This is a genomic window from Micromonospora sp. NPDC005305, assembly GCF_040607315.1.
Lineage (GTDB): Bacteria > Actinomycetota > Actinomycetes > Mycobacteriales > Micromonosporaceae > Micromonospora.
Genome location: NZ_JBEXGL010000006.1, coordinates 284,545 through 301,359, shown reverse-complemented (window position 1 = coordinate 301,359; position 16,815 = coordinate 284,545). Strand labels below are relative to the sequence as shown.

At 72.9% G+C, this 16,815-nt stretch carries 14 protein-coding genes; 6 read left to right on the top strand and 8 right to left on the bottom strand.

Annotated elements, in window-relative coordinates:
* Positions 1–9 precede the first annotated feature (9 nt).
* Positions 10–933: a DUF817 domain-containing protein gene (locus tag ABZS80_RS13560; protein WP_355055981.1), complete on the top strand. Its 924-nt coding sequence runs from the start codon at positions 10–12 to the stop codon at positions 931–933.
* A gap of 94 nt (positions 934–1,027) precedes the next feature.
* Here ABZS80_RS13560 and ABZS80_RS13555 read toward each other — a convergent pair whose 3' ends face one another.
* Both ABZS80_RS13555 and ABZS80_RS13550 read right to left on the bottom strand, forming a co-directional pair.
* The gene (locus ABZS80_RS13555) at positions 1,028–2,668 is read right to left on the bottom strand and encodes a family 10 glycosylhydrolase (protein WP_355055980.1); all 1,641 of its coding nucleotides are present in this window, start codon (positions 2,666–2,668) and stop codon (positions 1,028–1,030) included.
* Positions 2,669–2,833: 165 nt separating this feature from the next.
* Positions 2,834–4,015: a S1 family peptidase gene (locus ABZS80_RS13550; protein WP_355055979.1), complete on the bottom strand. Its 1,182-nt coding sequence runs from the start codon at positions 4,013–4,015 to the stop codon at positions 2,834–2,836.
* 517 nt (positions 4,016–4,532) lie between these two features.
* Here ABZS80_RS13550 and ABZS80_RS13545 point away from each other — a divergent pair.
* The 3 genes from ABZS80_RS13545 to ABZS80_RS13535 are packed head-to-tail and all read left to right on the top strand — an operon-like array spanning position 4,533 to position 8,042.
* Positions 4,533–5,861, top strand: a complete 1,329-nt coding sequence (locus ABZS80_RS13545) for an MFS transporter (RefSeq protein WP_355055978.1) — start codon at positions 4,533–4,535, stop codon at positions 5,859–5,861.
* 45 nt (positions 5,862–5,906) lie between these two features.
* Positions 5,907–7,544 (top strand): PP2C family protein-serine/threonine phosphatase, encoded by a 1,638-nt coding sequence (locus ABZS80_RS13540; protein WP_355055977.1) that lies wholly within the window; start codon positions 5,907–5,909, stop codon positions 7,542–7,544.
* Between the two features lie 57 nt (positions 7,545–7,601).
* Positions 7,602–8,042, top strand: coding sequence for an ATP-binding protein (locus ABZS80_RS13535; RefSeq protein ID WP_355055976.1), 441 nt, complete (start codon positions 7,602–7,604; stop codon positions 8,040–8,042).
* A gap of 4 nt (positions 8,043–8,046) precedes the next feature.
* Here ABZS80_RS13535 and ABZS80_RS13530 read toward each other — a convergent pair whose 3' ends face one another.
* The 3 genes from ABZS80_RS13530 to ABZS80_RS13520 form a co-directional block, all read right to left on the bottom strand.
* Positions 8,047–9,771 carry a glycerol-3-phosphate dehydrogenase/oxidase gene (locus ABZS80_RS13530; RefSeq protein WP_355055975.1) on the bottom strand — a complete coding sequence of 575 codons (1,725 nt, stop codon included), beginning with the start codon at positions 9,769–9,771 and terminating at the stop codon, positions 8,047–8,049.
* Between the two features lie 83 nt (positions 9,772–9,854).
* The gene (glpK, locus tag ABZS80_RS13525; protein ID WP_355055974.1) at positions 9,855–11,372 is read right to left on the bottom strand and encodes a glycerol kinase GlpK; all 1,518 of its coding nucleotides are present in this window, start codon (positions 11,370–11,372) and stop codon (positions 9,855–9,857) included.
* A gap of 42 nt (positions 11,373–11,414) precedes the next feature.
* Positions 11,415–12,248 (bottom strand): MIP/aquaporin family protein, encoded by an 834-nt coding sequence (locus ABZS80_RS13520; RefSeq protein ID WP_355055973.1) that lies wholly within the window; start codon positions 12,246–12,248, stop codon positions 11,415–11,417.
* 126 nt (positions 12,249–12,374) lie between these two features.
* On the opposite strand from ABZS80_RS13520, the gene ABZS80_RS13515 reads away from it, so the two are divergent.
* The gene (locus ABZS80_RS13515; RefSeq protein ID WP_355055972.1) at positions 12,375–13,142 is read left to right on the top strand and encodes an IclR family transcriptional regulator; all 768 of its coding nucleotides are present in this window, start codon (positions 12,375–12,377) and stop codon (positions 13,140–13,142) included.
* Between the two features lie 46 nt (positions 13,143–13,188).
* Complete coding sequence (gene glpK, locus ABZS80_RS13510) at positions 13,189–14,712, top strand: glycerol kinase GlpK (protein WP_355055971.1); 1,524 nt, start codon at positions 13,189–13,191, stop codon at positions 14,710–14,712.
* A 51-nt stretch (positions 14,713–14,763) separates the two neighbouring features.
* Here the strand turns inward: glpK (ABZS80_RS13510) and ABZS80_RS13505 are convergent, their stop codons facing one another.
* From ABZS80_RS13505 to ABZS80_RS13495, 3 genes are all read right to left on the bottom strand, one after another.
* A complete protein-coding gene (locus ABZS80_RS13505; RefSeq protein ID WP_355055970.1) occupies positions 14,764–15,075 on the bottom strand; it encodes an NIPSNAP family protein in 312 nt (103 codons plus the stop codon).
* Positions 15,076–15,147: 72 nt separating this feature from the next.
* Entirely contained in the window at positions 15,148–16,227 is a 1,080-nt protein-coding gene (locus ABZS80_RS13500; RefSeq protein WP_355055969.1) for a hypothetical protein, read from the bottom strand.
* Positions 16,224–16,796, bottom strand: coding sequence for an RNA polymerase sigma factor (locus ABZS80_RS13495; RefSeq protein ID WP_355055968.1), 573 nt, complete (start codon positions 16,794–16,796; stop codon positions 16,224–16,226). Before ABZS80_RS13495 ends, ABZS80_RS13500 begins: the two co-directional genes overlap by 4 nt.
* Positions 16,797–16,815 lie beyond the last annotated feature (19 nt).

Below are 16,815 nucleotides of genomic sequence, written 5' to 3'. Positions count from 1 at the left end.
TCGCAGCTGATGCCCAACCCGTCCGGACCGGCCGCCCTGACCACGGCCGAACGCGCCATCGACACCCGCTCGCGCGCGATCCTCGCCCGGCTGCCCCGGCACGGGCCGGCCGGCTGGCTCACCGAGTTCGCGGTCTTCGGGCTCAAACAGGCCTGGGCCTGCGTGTTCGGTGGGGCGCTGCTCGCGGTCATCTTCGCGGCGCACCTCTGGTATCCGGGGGATGCGGGGTTCGCCCGCAACGACTTCCTGACGCTCGCGGCGGTCGCCATCCAGGTCGCGATGGTGGCCGGCCGCCTGGAAACCCTGCGCGAGCTGCGGGTGGTGGTGCTGTTCCACCTCGTCGGCACGGCCATGGAGCTGTTCAAAACCGAGGTCGGCTCCTGGTCCTACGCCTCCGACGGCCTGCTGAGGGTCGGCGCGGTGCCCCTGTTCAGCGGCTTCATGTACGCCGCGGTCGGCTCCTACCTGGTCCGGGTGAACCGGCTGTTCGACCTGCGCTTCACCCGCTATCCGAGGCGCTGGGTGACGGCGCTGCTGGCCGCGGCGATCTATGCCAACTTCTTCACCAACCACTACGTCGTCGACGTGCGGTGGCTGCTCATCGCCGCCGTCGCGCTCGTGTTCGGGCGCTGCGTCATGCAGTTCCGCATCTTCCGGTTCCGGTGGCGCATGCCGCTGCTGCTGGCCTTCCTCCTCGTCGCCTTCTTCATCTGGCTCGCCGAGAACATCGCCACCTGGTCGAACGCCTGGCTCTACCCCAGCCAGCTGGGCGGTTGGCACCTGGTCTCGCCGGCGAAGCTCGCCTCCTGGTTCCTTCTCATGATCATCTCGGTGGTGCTGGTCACCTGGATCTCGCCGCCGCAGCCGCCCGACGACCGGCCGGCCACCCCGGCGGACGCGACCGACGCGCCGCACGCCGCCGTCCCGCACTGAGCCACCTCGCCGGTGTGGCGGCGTCCAGCGCCCGCCGATGCCCCCACCTGGCCGTGGTGGAGACCTTGCCCTGCGGCAGGCCGTCACCGAGGGGTCAGGCGGCCGACGCCGACGCGCTGAGCCCGCCCTCGTTGCCGCTGCGGTCCAGCCCGGATACGCAGTAGGCCAGCGGCCCACCGGCCGGGGCGGTGGTGTCCACCCAGTCACCGCTCCGGGTGGTGCCGATCAGCCGGGCGACGCCACCGTCCACGCGGTAGACGGCAAAGCTCGCGGCGTCGCCCCGCCAGGTCAGCGCCACACCGCCGGTGTCCTGACGCCGCGCGCCGGTGAGGGCGGGTGCGGGTGGCGGCGCCGCCGGCAGCTGGGCCATCGTGGGCAGCAGCGCGGGGGCGGCGTAGTGCGCGCGGCTGTACCGGCTGACCGCCCCGAGCTTGTCGGCGCGCACCTGCCGGGCGCTGAAGTGCACGCTCCCGCTCACCCCGTGCCGCCGGTTCAACGCGAGCTGCCGGTCCAGCTCGGCCGGATCCCGCCACGCGCCGCGCTCACCGACCCGGTAGTCGGCCTGGCCGATGTAGAGCTGCACCCGGGTGCCCCGCACCGTGGCCGCCCACCACGGCAGCAGCTTGGCGTAGTCGGCCTTGCCGAACCCGATGTGCCAGTAGAGCTGCGGCACGACGTAGTCCAGCCACTGCCGGCGTACCCACAGCCGGGTGTCGGCGTAGATGTCGTCGTAGCTCTGCAGACCGGCGGTGGGCGAGCCGGCCGGGTCGGTGCGCTTGTTGCGCCAGATGCCGAACGGGCTGATGCCGAACTTCACCCACGGCTTGATCGCCTTGATCCGCTCGCTCATCTCCCGGACCAGGGTGTTCACGTTGTCCCGGCGCCAGGCGTGCCGGTCGGCGAACCGCCGGCCGTAGCGGGCGAACGCCGCGCCGTCCGGGAAGTCCTGCCCGGCCTCCGGATAGGGGTAGAAGAAGTCGTCGAAGTGCACCCCGTCGACGTCGTACCGCTGGACGGCCTCCAGCATCGCGTCCTCGACGAACCGGCGCGCCTCGGGGATGCCCGGGTTGAAGTAGAGGCGGCTGCCGGGCTTGTCGGCGCTGGGATAGGTCACCACCCAGTCGCGGTGCCGCCGCAGCGGGTGCGTCGGTGCGAGCTGGTCCAGGTGGGGGCCCGGCCCGCCCACGGTGGCGGGTTGGCCGCCCCGGTAGGGGTTGAACCAGGCGTGGAACTCCAGGTTGCGGGCGTGCGCCTCGGCGACCATGAACTCCATGGGGTCCCAGCCCGGGTCGCGGCCGTCGCGGCGCCCGGTCAGCCACTCCGACCAGGGCGCGTAGCTCGACGGCCAGAGCGCGTCCCCGCTCGGTCGCACGTGCACGAAGACGGCGTTGTGGTGGCGCCGCACCGCCAGGTCCAGCCAGCCGCGGAACTCGGCCCGGGCGGCGTCGGCCGGCAGCCCCCGCCGGCTCGGCCAGTCGATGTTGTTCACCGTCGTGATCCACATGCCGCGCAGCTCGCGGGTCGCCCGGGCCGGCCGGCCCGCGCAGTCCCGGCCACCGCCGGCCGGGCCGGCGGTGGCGCTCCCCGGTTCCGCCGCGCCACCGGTGCCGGCGACCCGGTCGCGCAGCGACCAGGCGCCGACCCCGGCCACCACGGCGAGCGCGACGACGACCGCGACGAGCGCCCGGGTACGGCGGCGGGGAACGGGCGGAACGGGCGTTTCGGCGGAGGGCATCGCCCCAGTCTGCCAGCGCCGCCCGGCGGGTGAAACCGGCCGGAACCGCTTCTTGACGGCCGCCTGAGGCGCCGGCCGCCCCGGGCAGCGGCGTGGACCGGTCCTGGATGGACCGGCCCACGCTGTTCGGATCTGCGGTACGCCGGCAGTTGCGGCGCCGGGGCCTCAGCCCTGGATGAGCGAGGCGCCGTAGTAGGTGAGCGACCCGATCTGGGCGTCACCCACCGGCCGCAGCAGCGGGGCGTACCAGACGGTGCGGGAGCCGTTGGGGCTCACGCCGGGGCAGGCCGCCGTGCCGAGCACGCCGGCGGAGACGGTGCCGCGCGCGTCGATCCGGCCGTCCGACCGGTACGAGTACACCGGCCCGCCGCTGTCGCCCGGCGCGGCGGCGCAGCCCCCGGCGACGATGTGGTTGGCCTGCGTCACCGGCCCGATCACGTAGCCGATGTTGACGAACTGGTTGACCACGTCGACCCGCAGGCTGCAGTGTTCACCACTGGAGGAGCCGCCGGTGCAGACGTAGTTGCCGACGTAGTCGGAGGCGGCGCCGCCGACCCCGATGCTGGTGGCCGCGTTGTACGGCCCGGTGTAGATCCGACCGCCGGCCGCGACCCGGATCATCAAGGTGTCCCGCGGGTTCCAGTCGTTGATGATCGGGCCCATGGTGTTGGTGACGCCACCGCCGTCGTAGGCGACCTGGCCGTTGTAGCCGCAGTGCCCGGCGCTGAGGATCTGCCGGGCGTCGTTCCAGTACACCCCGAAGCCCGTGCTGCAGCCGCCGCTGGCGTAGTAGCGCGCCCCACCCCAGTAGGGGGCGAAGTCGTTCTGGCGGTTGAGCGGCGTCGCGTTCGGCGTGGTGCTCACGGTGAGCGGCAGCCGCGCGGTACGCAGGACGTCCCGCTTGCCCGACGCCAGCGCCTTGCCGGTGACGGTCACGGCGAGCCCGCTGCCGTCGACCTTGGCGGCCACCGAGACGGCCCGCGGGTCGGCGGCGAGCCGCTGCGCCTCGGCGACCATCTCGCGCTGGTGGAACCGGGCCGGCTTGAACTTCACCGGCACGGAGAGCCGCCGGGCCAGGTCGCGGACCGACCCGGGCACCCGCCCCTTCCAGTAGACGGTGAGCCTGCGGGCCTCGGGCGCGGCGACCACGCCGGCGAAGCCCTCGCCGCGGGCGGCCGTGATCTCACCGGCCGCAGCGTTGAGCCGGTCCTGCTCGGCGAAGAGCGCACGCCAGCTGGCGAACCCGCCCGGCACGGCCTCGGCCGGCTGGGTCGACGGCGTGACGGGTTTGCCCTCGGCCATCGCCGGGGTCCCGAGGGCGCCGGTGGCGACGATCGCGGCGGCCAACGCGAAAAGGGTACGGCGCATGACCGTGCCCCCGCGTCCGCCCGATGTCATTGGACTCATAGAGATTTACCTCCTGGAGGTGAGAGCCGCCGGGGTGACAATTTCCCCGGTCGACCTCGAATTCTGCGCGATGAATCCCATTCACCAGTCTCCTGCTACCAAGCGGACTCAGCCATTTACGGATGCTCGGTCGGCGTGCGATCATTGCCGGTTCCCACATACGAACACTGAGCAGGGAAGACACCTGCCGGGAACGCTTCTCGGCAATCCCGGTAAACTGTCGGAAAAGTGCTCCACATTGAACGACCACTCGCTTTTCCGGGGGCGCCGTCGCGCACTCGTAACCGCCTTTTCACAATGCTCTGTCCCGTCCTCTTTTCGCGCGTATGTCACCATGTCGCAAGGCCGACATCCGGCCTCGGCGCGCCACCACTTCGCGTGGAGCCCGATCCGCTCGGCCTTCTGCCCTCAGGCGATTTCGTTGTGGTGCAGCGCCCCCGTCGTGTCGGGTGGCGACATGCCGCCCGACACCGCGACGCCCCGATTCCCGCGTTCCTCGCCCTACTGGCCGGTGGTGACCCATCCGCTGCTGCGCCGGGTCCTGCCCGGGCTGGCGGTGTCCGCCCTGGGCGACGGCATGGCCCTGGTCGCGGTGACCTGGCTGGCGTTGCAGCTCGCGCCCCACGGTCAGCGCGGCACGTGGACAGCCGTCGCGGTGGCGGCGTACACCCTGCCCAGCGCCGCCGGCACCATCGTCTTCGGCCGGCTCCTGGCCGGCCGGAGCGGGGCGCAGCTCGCCGGCTGGGACGCCGTCCTGCGCTCCGGCGCGCTCGCGGCGATCCCCGCCGCCCACCTTGCCGGGACGCTCACCATCGGCCTGTACGTGGCCCTGCTCGCCGCGTCCTCGCTGCTGCACTCGTGGGGCTCCGCCGGACGCTACGCGCTGATCGCCGAACTCCTGCCCGAACGGGATCACCTGCCGGCCAACGCGGTGCTCGGCATCATGGGGCAGGCCGCCACCATCGTCGGGCCCCCGCTGGCGGGCATCCTGATCGGCGCGGCCGGTCCGGTCTGGGTCATCGCGCTCGACGCGCTCACCTTCGCCGTGCTGGCCCTCACCTACCGCCTCGCCCTCCCCCGCGGCACGCGCGCGGACCCGACGGAGGCGGTCCCGTCCCGCACGGCCGGCCTCGGCGTCATCCGCCAGCACCGGACCCTGCGCGGCCTGCTGGCCCTGACGTTCGGGTTCTTCCTCCTCTTCGGCCCGTTCTACGTGGCCATGCCCGTCGTGGTCACCGAGGAGCTGCACGGCTCCGCGACGACCCTCGGTCTCTACTACACGGCTTTCGGCGCCGGCTCCCTCCTCGGCGGTCTCGTCACCGGTCACCTGCGCCGCTGGCCGCTGTGGCCCACCACCATCGGCATCGTCGTCGGGTTCGGCGCCGCCATGCTGCCGCTCGGCCTGGACGCGCCCGTCGGCCTCTCGCTGCCGGCCTTCGCCCTGGCCGGCCTCCTCTGGGCTCCCTACACGTCCACGTCGATGGCGCTGCTCCAACGCAGCACCACCGGCGCGAGGCTCCCGCAGGCCCTGGCCGCCTACGGCGCGGTGATCGTGCTGGCGGTGCCGCTGGGCACCATGCTCGGCGGCCCGCTGACAGCCACGATCGGCGCCCGTCACACGCTGCTGCTGTGCGCCGCGGCCACGATCGCCCTCGGCACGGTCGCCGCCGGGCTCGCCCGCCTGCACCGCCGACCGTCCCCGACCGGCGACGAGCCGATCGGGGCCGGCCCGGCGCCCGAGCGGCAACTCCGCCCGGACGATGCCGTGGGCTCGGGCACCCCCTGAGCCCGGCGGCCGACCGGGGCGCGACGGTGCGGCTATGGTCGGGCGGTGGATGAACTGTTCGCGCCGGCAGGGACGCTGCGCACGGCGTACCGCGCGGTGGACTGGGCATCCACGTCACTGGGCCCGGTGCGCGACTGGAGTCCGACACTGCGCGCGGCCGTCGACCTCACCCTGCACTCCCGGTTCCCCGTGACGCTGTTCTGGGGACCGGAGTTCGTCATGGTCTACAACCAGGCCTACGTCGAGTTGATCGGGCAGAAGCATCCGGCCGCGCTCGGCGCCCCCGCGGCGCGGGTGTTCGCCGAGATCTGGGACGTCATCGGGCCGATGCTCCGCTCGGTGCGGTCGACCGGGCGCGCAACCTGGACGCGGGACATGCGGCTGCTCATGGACCGGCGCGGCTTTCCCGAGGAGTGCTTCTTCACGTTCTCCTACTCCGCGGTCCGCGATCCGGACGGCCGGGCCGAGGGCGTGATCGACATCGCGACGGAGACCACCACGCAGGTGCTGTCCCAGCGGCGGCTGATCATGCTGGTCGGGCTCAGCGACGCCCTCAGCGGCATCGAGGACCCGGCGGAGATCCTCGACCTGGCGCTGCGGGTGCTGCGCACCGATCCGCAGGACCTGCCGGACGTCGACATCCTGGTCCTGGACGCCGCCGGCGACGCCGGTCGCCCACCGCTGCCCGCGCTGCCGTCGACGATCCTCCGCGACGGGGACTTCGCGCTGGAGACGATGGCCGACGTCCCCGTGATGCGGATGCGCCTGCCGGGCCTGGCACCGTCCGCGGAGACGGTCCTGGTGGCACGGCTGAGCCAGCACCTGCCCCTCGACGACGGCTACGTGGGGTTCGTGCGGCTGCTGGGCGCGACGGTGGCGCAGGCGCTGCAGCGGGCCCAGGCGCGCCAGGCCGAGCGGCGGGTCGCGATCCTCGAACGGGACCTGTCCGAGCGGCTGCAACGCAGCCTGCTGACCCCACCCGCCCAGCCGCCCGGGACCGAGGTGGCGGTCCGCTACCAGCCGGCGGCGGAACGCGCGCGGATCGGCGGTGACTGGTACGACTCGTTCCTGCTGCCCGACGGCTCCCTCACCCTGGTCATCGGGGACGTGGCGGGCCACGACCAGCAGGCCGCCGCGGCCATGGCGCAGATCCGCAACGTGCTCCGTGGCGTCGCGTACACGGTGGGGAAGCCGCCGGGCGGGGTGCTCGAGGGCCTGGAGGCGACGACGCGGGGCCTGGGCGTGAGCGCGTTGACGACCGCGGTCCTGGCCCGGCTGGAGCAGGACGAGGAGCAGGCCCGCAGCGGCGTACACACGCTGTCGTGGTCCAACGCCGGACACCCGCCGCCGGTCCTGGTCGCCCCCGACGGGACCGCGACCCTGCTGCGCACGCCGCCGGAGATGCTGCTGGGCGTCCAGGCCGGCGTCGCGCGCGCCGACCACCGGGTCACCCTCGCGCCCGGCAGCGCCGTCGTCCTGTACACCGACGGCCTGATCGACCGGCGCGACGCGATCATCGACGACGGGTTGGCGGAGCTGGTGCGGAGCCTCACGGGCCGGCACGGGTCGACCGCCGAGCAGCTCTGCGACGAGTTGCTGGCCCGCTTCGCCGCCAGCAGCGACGACGACATCGCCCTGCTCGTGCTGCGGATTCCGCCGGAGCCCGCCGGCACACCGGGGTAGGCGGGCGAGGCCGGGGCGTCGCGGGCGGAAAATCGGAATGCGGGTAGCCTCTTTCCCATGGGCGGTTCGGGACCGCCGGCCGACATCAATTCCACGGGGGCCGGGCATACGCGACGTGAGGCGTCGTCGCTGCTGGCCCGGGCCTTCACCATGGCCAGCATCACCGAGCTGCGGCATGCCGTCGCCGCGGCTGTCGCGGCGACGGGGCTGACCGGCGAGCCCGCCGAAGACTTCGTCCTGGCCGTCCACGAGCTGGCCACCAACGCCGTACGCCACGGCGGCGGCACGGGCCACCTGCACCTGCGGCGGCAGGGCCACCTCCTGCTCTGCGACGTCATCGATCATGGCGCGGGCGTCGACGCGCCGCCGATCCGGCAGGTCGCCGGGGACGCGGCGGGCGGCCGGGGCCTCTGGCTGGCGGACCACCTGGCCGACTCGCTGAGCCTGCGCCGCCGCGCCGACGGGCTGACCGCCACCGTCACCATCGCGCTGAGCTGACCGGTCAGACCGCCACGGCCGCCTGCTGCACCACCTCGGGGGCGCCCAGCCGGGCCGCGTCGGCCGCCGTGTCGTCGGGCTGCTCGTGCGCGGCCCGCTCGGCCCGGACCCGGTCCAGGTAGTGCGCCACCTCCCGGTCGACCCGCTGCTCGTCCCAACCGAGGACCGGAGCCATCAGCTCCGCCGCCGGCCGGGCCGCCGTCAGCCCCCCGTCGAAGCTCTCGATCGAGATGTGGGTACGCCGGGTCAGCGCGTCCTCCAGGTGCAGCGCTCCCTCGGCGGAGGCCGCGTAGGCGATCTCCACCCGCAGGTAGTCCTCCGCGCCGTCGAGCGGCCGGCCGAGCGTCGGGTCCTCCCGCAGCAGCTCCAGCACCTCGTCAACGGCGGCGCCGTAGCGGTGCAACAGGTGCTCGACGCGCTCGGTGTGCAGGCCGAACTGCTGCGCCAGCCGGCGTCGCTGGTTCCATCGCGCGACGTGGCCCTCCGCGCCGAGCAACGGCACCCGGTCGGTGCACGAGGCGGGAACCCCGCCGCCGAGGCCGCGCACGGCCTCGTCGACCGCGTCGCGTGCCATGACCCGGTACGTCGTGTACTTGCCGCCGGCCACCATCACCAGCCCGGGCGTCGGGCTGAGCACGGCGTGCTCGCGGGACAGCTTCGCCGTGGCGTCGGACTCCCCGGACAGCAGCGGGCGCAGTCCGGCGTACACCCCCTCGACGTCGTCGCGGGTCAGCGGGGTGGCCAGCACCTGGTTGACGTGCCCCAGCAGGTAGTCGATGTCCCGGCTGGTCGCCGCCGGATGCGCCTTGTCCAGGTCCCAGTCGGTGTCGGTGGTGCCGATCAGCCAGTGCCGGCCCCACGGGATCACGAACAGCACACTGGTGTCGGTACGCAGGATCAGGCCGGTCCGGGACCGGATCCGGTCCCGCGGAACGACCAGGTGGATGCCCTTGGAGGCCCGGACCTGGACCTGGCCCCGCTCGCCCACGAGTGCCTGGCTGTCGTCGGTCCACACGCCGGTGGCGTTGACGACCTGCCGGGCGCGCACCTCCAACACCCGGTCGGTCTCCAGGTCGTGCACCCGTGCCCCGGTGACGCGGGCGCCCTCGCGGAGGAAACCCACCACCCGCGCCCGCGACAGCGGATGCGCCCCGTACGCGGCGGCGGTGCGGACCAGGAAGGTCACCAGCCGGGCGTCGTCGACCTGGGCGTCGTAGTACTGGAGGGCGCCGACCATCGCCTCGGGCCGCAGGGACGGGCAGGCGCGCAGCGCGCCCCGGCGGGTCAGGTGCCGGTGGGCCGGCACGCCGCGCGCGTGACTGCCCGAGAGGCTCATGGTGTCGTAGAGCAGGACGCCGGCTCCCGCGTACAGCCGCTCCCAGCCGCGGTGCCGCAGCGGGTAGAGGAACGGCACCGGGCGGACCAGGTGCGGGGCGAGCCGCTGCAGGAGCAGCCCGCGCTCGCGCAGCGCCTCCCGGACCAGCCCGAAGTCGAGCATCTCCAGGTAGCGCAGGCCGCCGTGGATGAGCTTGCTGGACCGGCTCGACGTGCCGCTGGCCCAGTCGCCGGCCTCGACGAGCCCGACCGACAGGCCGCGGGTGACGGCGTCGAGCGCGCAGCCGGCGCCGGTGACGCCGCCGCCGATCACCAGGACGTCCAGTTCCTGGCCGCCGCCGAGCGCGGCCAGGGACCGCTCGCGGGCGGCCGGTGACAGTGTCGCGGAATGCATCCGTCTTCTCTTTCTGCACGGGGTGGGCGGCCGGCGAGGGGGCGCCGGCCGCCCGGATCCTGGGGGTGGGACAGGGATACGGCTCAGTCGACGTCGACCCAGTCGAGGGTGCGGCCGACCGCCTTCTTCCACCGGGCGTAGCCGGTCTCGCGCTGCTCCGGCGACCAGGTCGGCTGCCAGCGCCGGCTCTCGTTCCAGTTCTCGCGCAGTTCGTCGGTGCTCTTCCAGAACCCGACGGCGAGCCCGGCCGCGTAGGCCGCGCCCAGGGCCGTGGTCTCGGCGACCACCGGCCGGCTGACCGGCACCCCGAGGATGTCCGCCTGGAGCTGCATGCAGAGGTCGTTGACGGTGACGCCGCCGTCGACCTTCAGGCACTCCAGGTGCACCCCGGAGTCCTGTTCCATGGCCTCGGCCACGTCCCGGCTCTGGTAGCAGATCGACTCCAGGGTGGCCCGGGCGATGTGCGCGTCGGTGTTGAATCGGGACAGGCCGACGATCGCGCCGCGAGCGTCGGAGCGCCAGTACGGGGCGAACAGGCCGGAGAACGCCGGAACGAAGTACACGCCGCCGTTGTCCTCGACCTGGCGGGCCAGGATCTCGCTCTGCGCGGCGGTGCTGATGATCTTGAGCTGGTCACGCAGCCACTGCACGGCCGAGCCGGTGACCGCGATCGAGCCCTCCAGCGCGTACACCGGCGCGTCGTCGCCGAACTGGTAGCAGACCGTGGTGAGCAGCCCGGCCTTGGACCGCACGATGTCGGTGCCGGTATTGAGCAGCATGAAGTTGCCGGTGCCGTACGTGTTCTTCGCCTCGCCCGGCGCGAAGCAGACCTGCCCGACCGTGGCGGCCTGCTGGTCGCCCAGGTCGCCGGTGATCCGGACGGGGCTGCTGAACGGCCCGTGCGGCACGGTGCTGCCGTACGAGCGCGGGTCGGAGGACGGCCGGATCTCCGGCAGCATGGCCCGCGGGATGCCGAAGAACGACAGCAGCTCGTCGTCCCAGTCGAGCGTCTCCAGGTTCATGAGCATCGTGCGGCTGGCGTTGGTGGGGTCGGTGACGTGCACACCGCCCTCCGTGCCGCCGGTCAGGTTCCACAGCAGCCAGGTGTCGGTGTTGCCGAAGACGGCGTCGCCACGCTCGGCCGCCTCCCGGACCCCGTCGACGTTCTCCAGGATCCACTGGATCTTCCCGGCGGAGAAGTACGTCGCCGGCGGCAGGCCCGCCCTGCGCCGGATGACGTCCCCCTTGCCCTCGCGTTCAAGGGCAGAGGCGATCCGGTCGGTGCGGGTGTCCTGCCAGACGATCGCGTTGTAGTAGGGCCGGCCGGTCCGGCGGTTCCACACCACCGTGGTCTCGCGCTGGTTGGTGATGCCGAGCGCGGCGAGGTCGGGGCCGGCCAGGCCGTGCTCGTTCATCGCGGTCTGGATCACCGTCTGGGTCCGTTCCCAGATCTCCAGGGGGTTGTGCTCGACCCAGCCCGCCCGCGGCAGGATCTGCTGGTGTTCGAGCTGGTGGCGGCCGACCTCGTTGCCACCGTGGTCGAAGATCATGAATCGGGTGCTGGTGGTGCCCTGGTCCACGGCGCCGACGAAGTCAGCCATGCGGGGGTCTCCTTCCGGTACGGGAAATACGGGGTCGGCGGATCAGACTCGGGAAAGCTCGGCCTCTCCCGGCGCGGCCTCGGTGGCCAGGGCGCCCGGCTCCGGGGCGTCCTCGTCGGGCAGGAACCGGCCGACGATCAGCTCGTAGAGACCGGCGCCGACCACACCGCCGACGAGCGGCCCGACGATCGGCACCCAGAAGTACGGGTAGCCGCCGGCATCCCGGAACGCTGTCTCGTAGCCGGTCAGGAAGGAGGCGAGGCGGGGGCCGAAGTCGCGGGCGGGGTTGATGGCGTAGCCGGCGTTGGCGGCGAAGGCCATCCCGATCGCCACCACGATCAGGCCGACGATCAGCGGGGCGAGGTTGCCGCCGGGCAGCGAGTTGCGCGCGTCGGTGACCGCCAGGATCAGGAACAGCAGGATCGCCGTACCGATGATCTGGTCGCGCAGGGCGCCCCACTCGCTGACGCCGGCGCCCGGCAGGGTGGAGAAGACGCCCTGGCTCTTGACCGTGAGGCCCGGGTCGAAGCGGGACAGCGCCTCGCTGTAGTTCCAGCGGATGATCAGGGCCGCAACGAACGCGCCGGCGGTCTGGGCCAGCGCGTACGGCATCACCTTGCGCCAGGAGAAGCCCTTGAACACGGCCAGGGCGACGGTGACCGCCGGGTTGAGGTGGGCGCCGCTGATCCGGCCCGCCACGTACACGCCGAGCGTGACGCCGAGGCCCCACGCCCAGGCGATGCTGTCGAACTCGCCGGTGCCGGCGGCGGCCACCTGGGCGACCACGCCCACGCCGAACAGGATGAGGATCGCGGTGCCGGCGAACTCGGCGGCCAACTCACCGAGAAGTCCGGGAACCTTTGCTCGTTGCGTCATCTGGTGCCTCCAGAAGCGGTGGGAGTGGCTGAACCGTAGAGAGCGCCGCGAGGTCGGGTCAACGAACCCCGGTCGACATTGTCGAACACTGTTGCGACTGGTGGAACGCGGCTAGCATTCCGCCCCATGCCGGGTCAGGTGCAGTCCATCGCGCGTGCCGCGGCGATTCTCCGCCTGCTGGCCAGCAGTTCCGGCCGGCTCGGCATCGGGGAGATCGCCCGTTCCCTCGACCTGCCCAAGGGCACCGCGCACGGCATCGTCCGGACCCTTCAGGACGTCGGCTTCGTGGAGCAGGACAAGACCTCCGGCAAGTACCAGCTCGGGGCGGCGCTGCTGCACCTCGGCACCAGCTACCTCGACGTCAACGAACTGCGCTCCCGCTCCATCAACTGGGCCGACCCGCTGGCCGCGCGCAGCGGCGAGTCCGTCCGCATCGGCACCCTGCTGGACGGCAAGGTGCTGGTGGTCCACCACGTCTTCCGGCCCGACGACACCCTGCAGACGCTCGACGTCGGGTCCCTGCTGCCCCCGCACGCCACCGCGCTCGGGAAGGTCCTGCTCGCCTACGACGTCGGCGCTGCCAACGCCGTCCTGCAGGGCGAACCCGAGCCGTACACCCGCCGCACCCTGGTCACCGCGCGGACCCTGTCCCGCGCGCTGACCGAGATCCGGGACAACGGCTGGGGCGCCGAGATCGAGGAGATGACCCTCGGCGAGGCCGGCATCGCCGCGCCCATCCGCGGCTACGGCGGCCTCGTCGTGGGCGCGATCGGGCTCTCCGGCCCGGTCGACCGGGTCTGCGACGGCAAGAGCCACCCCCGGCCCGCGCTCGTCGCGTACGTCCGGGACGCCGCCCGGGCGGTGTCCCGCGATCTCGGGGCCGCCCGCTGGTGATCCGTCCAGGCTGCACCGCCACCCCCGAGCCAGAGAGGACGAGGACATGACCGACAGCTACGTCGTCTCCATCGACCAGGGCACCACCTCGACCCGCTGCATCGTGTTCGACCGCCGCGGCAACCTCGTCTCCGTGGCCCAGCGGGAGCACCAGCAGCACTTCCCCCGCCCGGGCTGGGTGGAGCACGACGCCCTGGAGATCTGGCGCAACGTCGGCAAGGTGGTGCCCCGGGCCCTCGTCGAGGCCGGCATCGGCGTCGACCAGATCGCCGCCATCGGCATCGCCAACCAGCGGGAGACCATCGTGGTCTGGGACCGCCGCACCGGTGTGCCGGTGGCGCCCGCCATCATCTGGCAGGACACCCGCACCGACGCGCTGGTGGAGACGCTGTCCGAGGCGGCCGGCGCCGACGGCCTGCGGGAGCGCTGCGGCCTGCCGCTCACCACGTACTTCTCGGCGCCGAAGCTGCGCTGGCTGCTCGACCACACCCCCGGCCTGCCGGAGCGGGCGGAGCGGGGCGAGGTGCTCTTCGGCACCATGGAGAGCTGGCTGATCTGGAACCTCACGGGCGGCCCGGACGGCGCTCTGCACCTGACCGACGTGACCAACGCCAGCCGCACCATGCTGATGGACCTGCGTACGCTCCGCTGGCACCCCGACTCGCTGGCCTTCTTCGGCATCCCGGCCGCCATGCTGCCCGAGATCCGTTCCTCGTCGGAGGTCTACGGCACCGCGACAACCGTCCTGCCCGGCGTGCGGATCGCCGCCGCGCTCGGCGACCAGCAGGCCGCCCTGTTCGGCCAGACCTGCTTCGCGCCCGGCGACGCCAAGTGCACCTACGGCACCGGCAGCTTCCTGCTGCTCAACACCGGCGAGGAGCCGGTGCACTCCGACCACGGGCTGCTCACCACCGTGGGCTACCAGATCGCCGGCAGGCCGGCCGTCTACGCCCTCGAAGGCTCCATCGCGATCACCGGCTCCCTGGTGCAGTGGTTCCGCGACCAGCTCGACCTCATCACCACCGCGCCGGAGATCGAGACCCTCGCCCGCACCGTCGACGACAACGGCGGCTGCTACATCGTGCCGGCCTTCTCCGGGCTGTTCGCGCCGCACTGGCGCAGCGAGGCGCGGGGCGTGATCGTCGGGCTCACCTCGTACATCACGAAGGGGCACCTGGCCCGGGCGGTGCTGGAGGCCACCGGCTGGCAGACCCGCGAGGTGGTCGAGGCGATGAACGCCGACTCCGGACTGGATCTGACGGCGCTGCGGGTGGACGGCGGGATGACCGCCAACAACCTGCTCATGCAGTTCGTCGCCGACGTGCTCGGCGTCCCGGTGGTGCGCCCCATGGTCGCCGAGACGGTCTCGCTCGGCGCCGCGTACGCCGCCGGACTCGCGGTCGGCTACTGGGCCGACCTGGAGGGGCTGCGCAGCAACTGGCACCTGGCCGCCCGCTGGGAACCGGAACTGGACGAGGCGATCCGCGCCGAGGAACGGGAGAACTGGCAGCGCGCCGTGGAGCGCACCTTCGGGTGGATCAAACCGGAGGCCCGGGCCGCCAACCGGTGACCCACCGGGCAGGGGCTGCACAAGAACCAGACTGCGGCGGGGAGCCCACGCTCAGTCGGTCGGCAGGAGTGGGCGCATGAAGGTGCGCTCGTAGCGCAGGACGCAGCCGGAGTCGTCGCGGATGCGGTCGGCCGCCACGAACTCCGGGTCGACGCCGAACCGTGCCCGGTAGCGCTCGTACGCCGCCAGGCTCTCGAAGCTGAACAGCGCCTCGGCCCGGTCGCTGGCTCCCTCGGCGGGCAGGAAGTAGCCGTGGTGCACGCCGCCGTGCTTGGCCACCAGGCGCATCCACTCGCGGGCGAAGCGTTCGAACGCCTCGATCTGTCCGGGGTCGATGGTGTAGTGCACGACGCAGGTGATCACGGCACCACCCTACGGGCCGCCGTGCCGGCGCTCCCCCCGTGGGAGCGCCGGCACGGCCGGGACACGAGGCGATCAGTCGCAGCCCAACCCCTGGTCGTAGCCGCGCGGCAGGTCTCCGGCGGCAACCTTGTCCGCGGTCTCCCAGAACGCCTCCGGCCAGTCGCCCTCGTCGTTCATCTCGTGCAGCACCTTCCAGTTGTGGCTGCTGCGCAGCGCGTCGGCGGCCCGCCGGAGCGCGGCGTCGTCGCCGGCCCGCTTCGCGCGCTGCCACTCGGCGATCCAGGCGCAGCCGACCCGGGACGTCACCTGGGCGCCGAACTGGTAGGCGTCGTTGGTGCCGACGTCGGCCAGCGCGGCCCGGTCGAAGTTCGGCGGCAGGGGCACGTCGGCGAGCACCTTCGCGGCCTGCTCGTCCACCCGGGCCGGTGTGACGATCTCCGGCGGGAGCGCGGCCAGCCAGGTGCGCACGTCGACGCGGACGACGTGGGTGAGGATCCGGTCGAACTGGGTGCGGTTCCCGCCCTCGGCGCGGAGTTCGACGAAGACACCGTCGCGGGGTCGCAGCATGACGGCGAAGTCCTTGCCGCTGTAGCGGAACAGGTCACCCTGCCAGCCGTCCACCTTCACCGCTTCCGGTGGGCTGACGTGGAGCCGGTCGGCGTGGTAGCCGTCGTACTGGGCCGCCGGGTACCAGTTCATCTCCACGTGCCGTCCGCCGTTGCGGAACGCGATGGAGCCCTGCTGCTTGGCGAACCCCCAGACGTTGGTCACCTTCCAACCGGGCTCGTCGATCAGCAGCCGCGGGTTCTCCTCGGCGGCCTTCAACGCCACGGGGGAGTAGACGACGGAGGTGGCCGGCCCGGCGGTCTCCGTCGGGGCGGCCTGACGGTCGTCCGGGCGGTCCCGCAGCATGGTGGACACGGCGAGGACACCGATGAGCGCCGCGGCCGCGGTCAGCGGGCCGGCGAAGCGGCGAACCAGGGCGCGCCGCGCCCGGGAGCGTGGCTGCGGTGCGTCGACGACGCGGTCGGGCGTCGGTTCGGACATGATCTCCTCCAGGAGAGCCTGCTTCGCCCCGTCGAGGTGCCCGATGACATCGGGTCGGTAGGGATCGGCGTCGCGGACCATCCGGTCGAGGTGCTCCTCGGTCATCTGCCCTCCTTCGGGGCGGGTGCGGTCAGGACGTCGAGTACATGTCCGGGTGGGCCGAGGTCGTCACCGACGAGTTCGCGGAGCCTGGCCCGCGCCCGCGACAGGCGGGTACGGACCGCGGCCGGGCTCACCCGGAGGACCTCGGCCGCCTCGCGCGGTTCGAGTCCCTCCCAGACCGTGAGCAGCAGCACCTCCCGGTCCAGCTCGCCGAGCCGGGCCAGCGCGGCCCGGACGGCGAGCCGTTCGGGCACCTCACTGCCCGGGTCGGCGCCGACCGCCGCGGTGATCCGTTGGCGGAGCCGCTCCCCCAGCCGCTGCCGGCGTACGCCGCCGCGGTGGTGGTTGGCGAGCACGCGGCGGGCGACGCCGTACAGCCAGAGCCGGGCCTCGCCGCCGGCGGGCAGGTCGTGTCTTCGACGCCAGGCGATCAGAAAGGTCTCGGCGACGACGTCGGCCGCGTCCTCGGGGTGCGCGACGCGCCGCAGGGCGTACGCCAGCAGCGGCTCGAAGTCGGCGGTGTAGACCTGTCGGAAGTGGTCTTCATGCTCGTTCCCAGAGCTCACGTCCATCCCATGTCCGGTCAGGGGC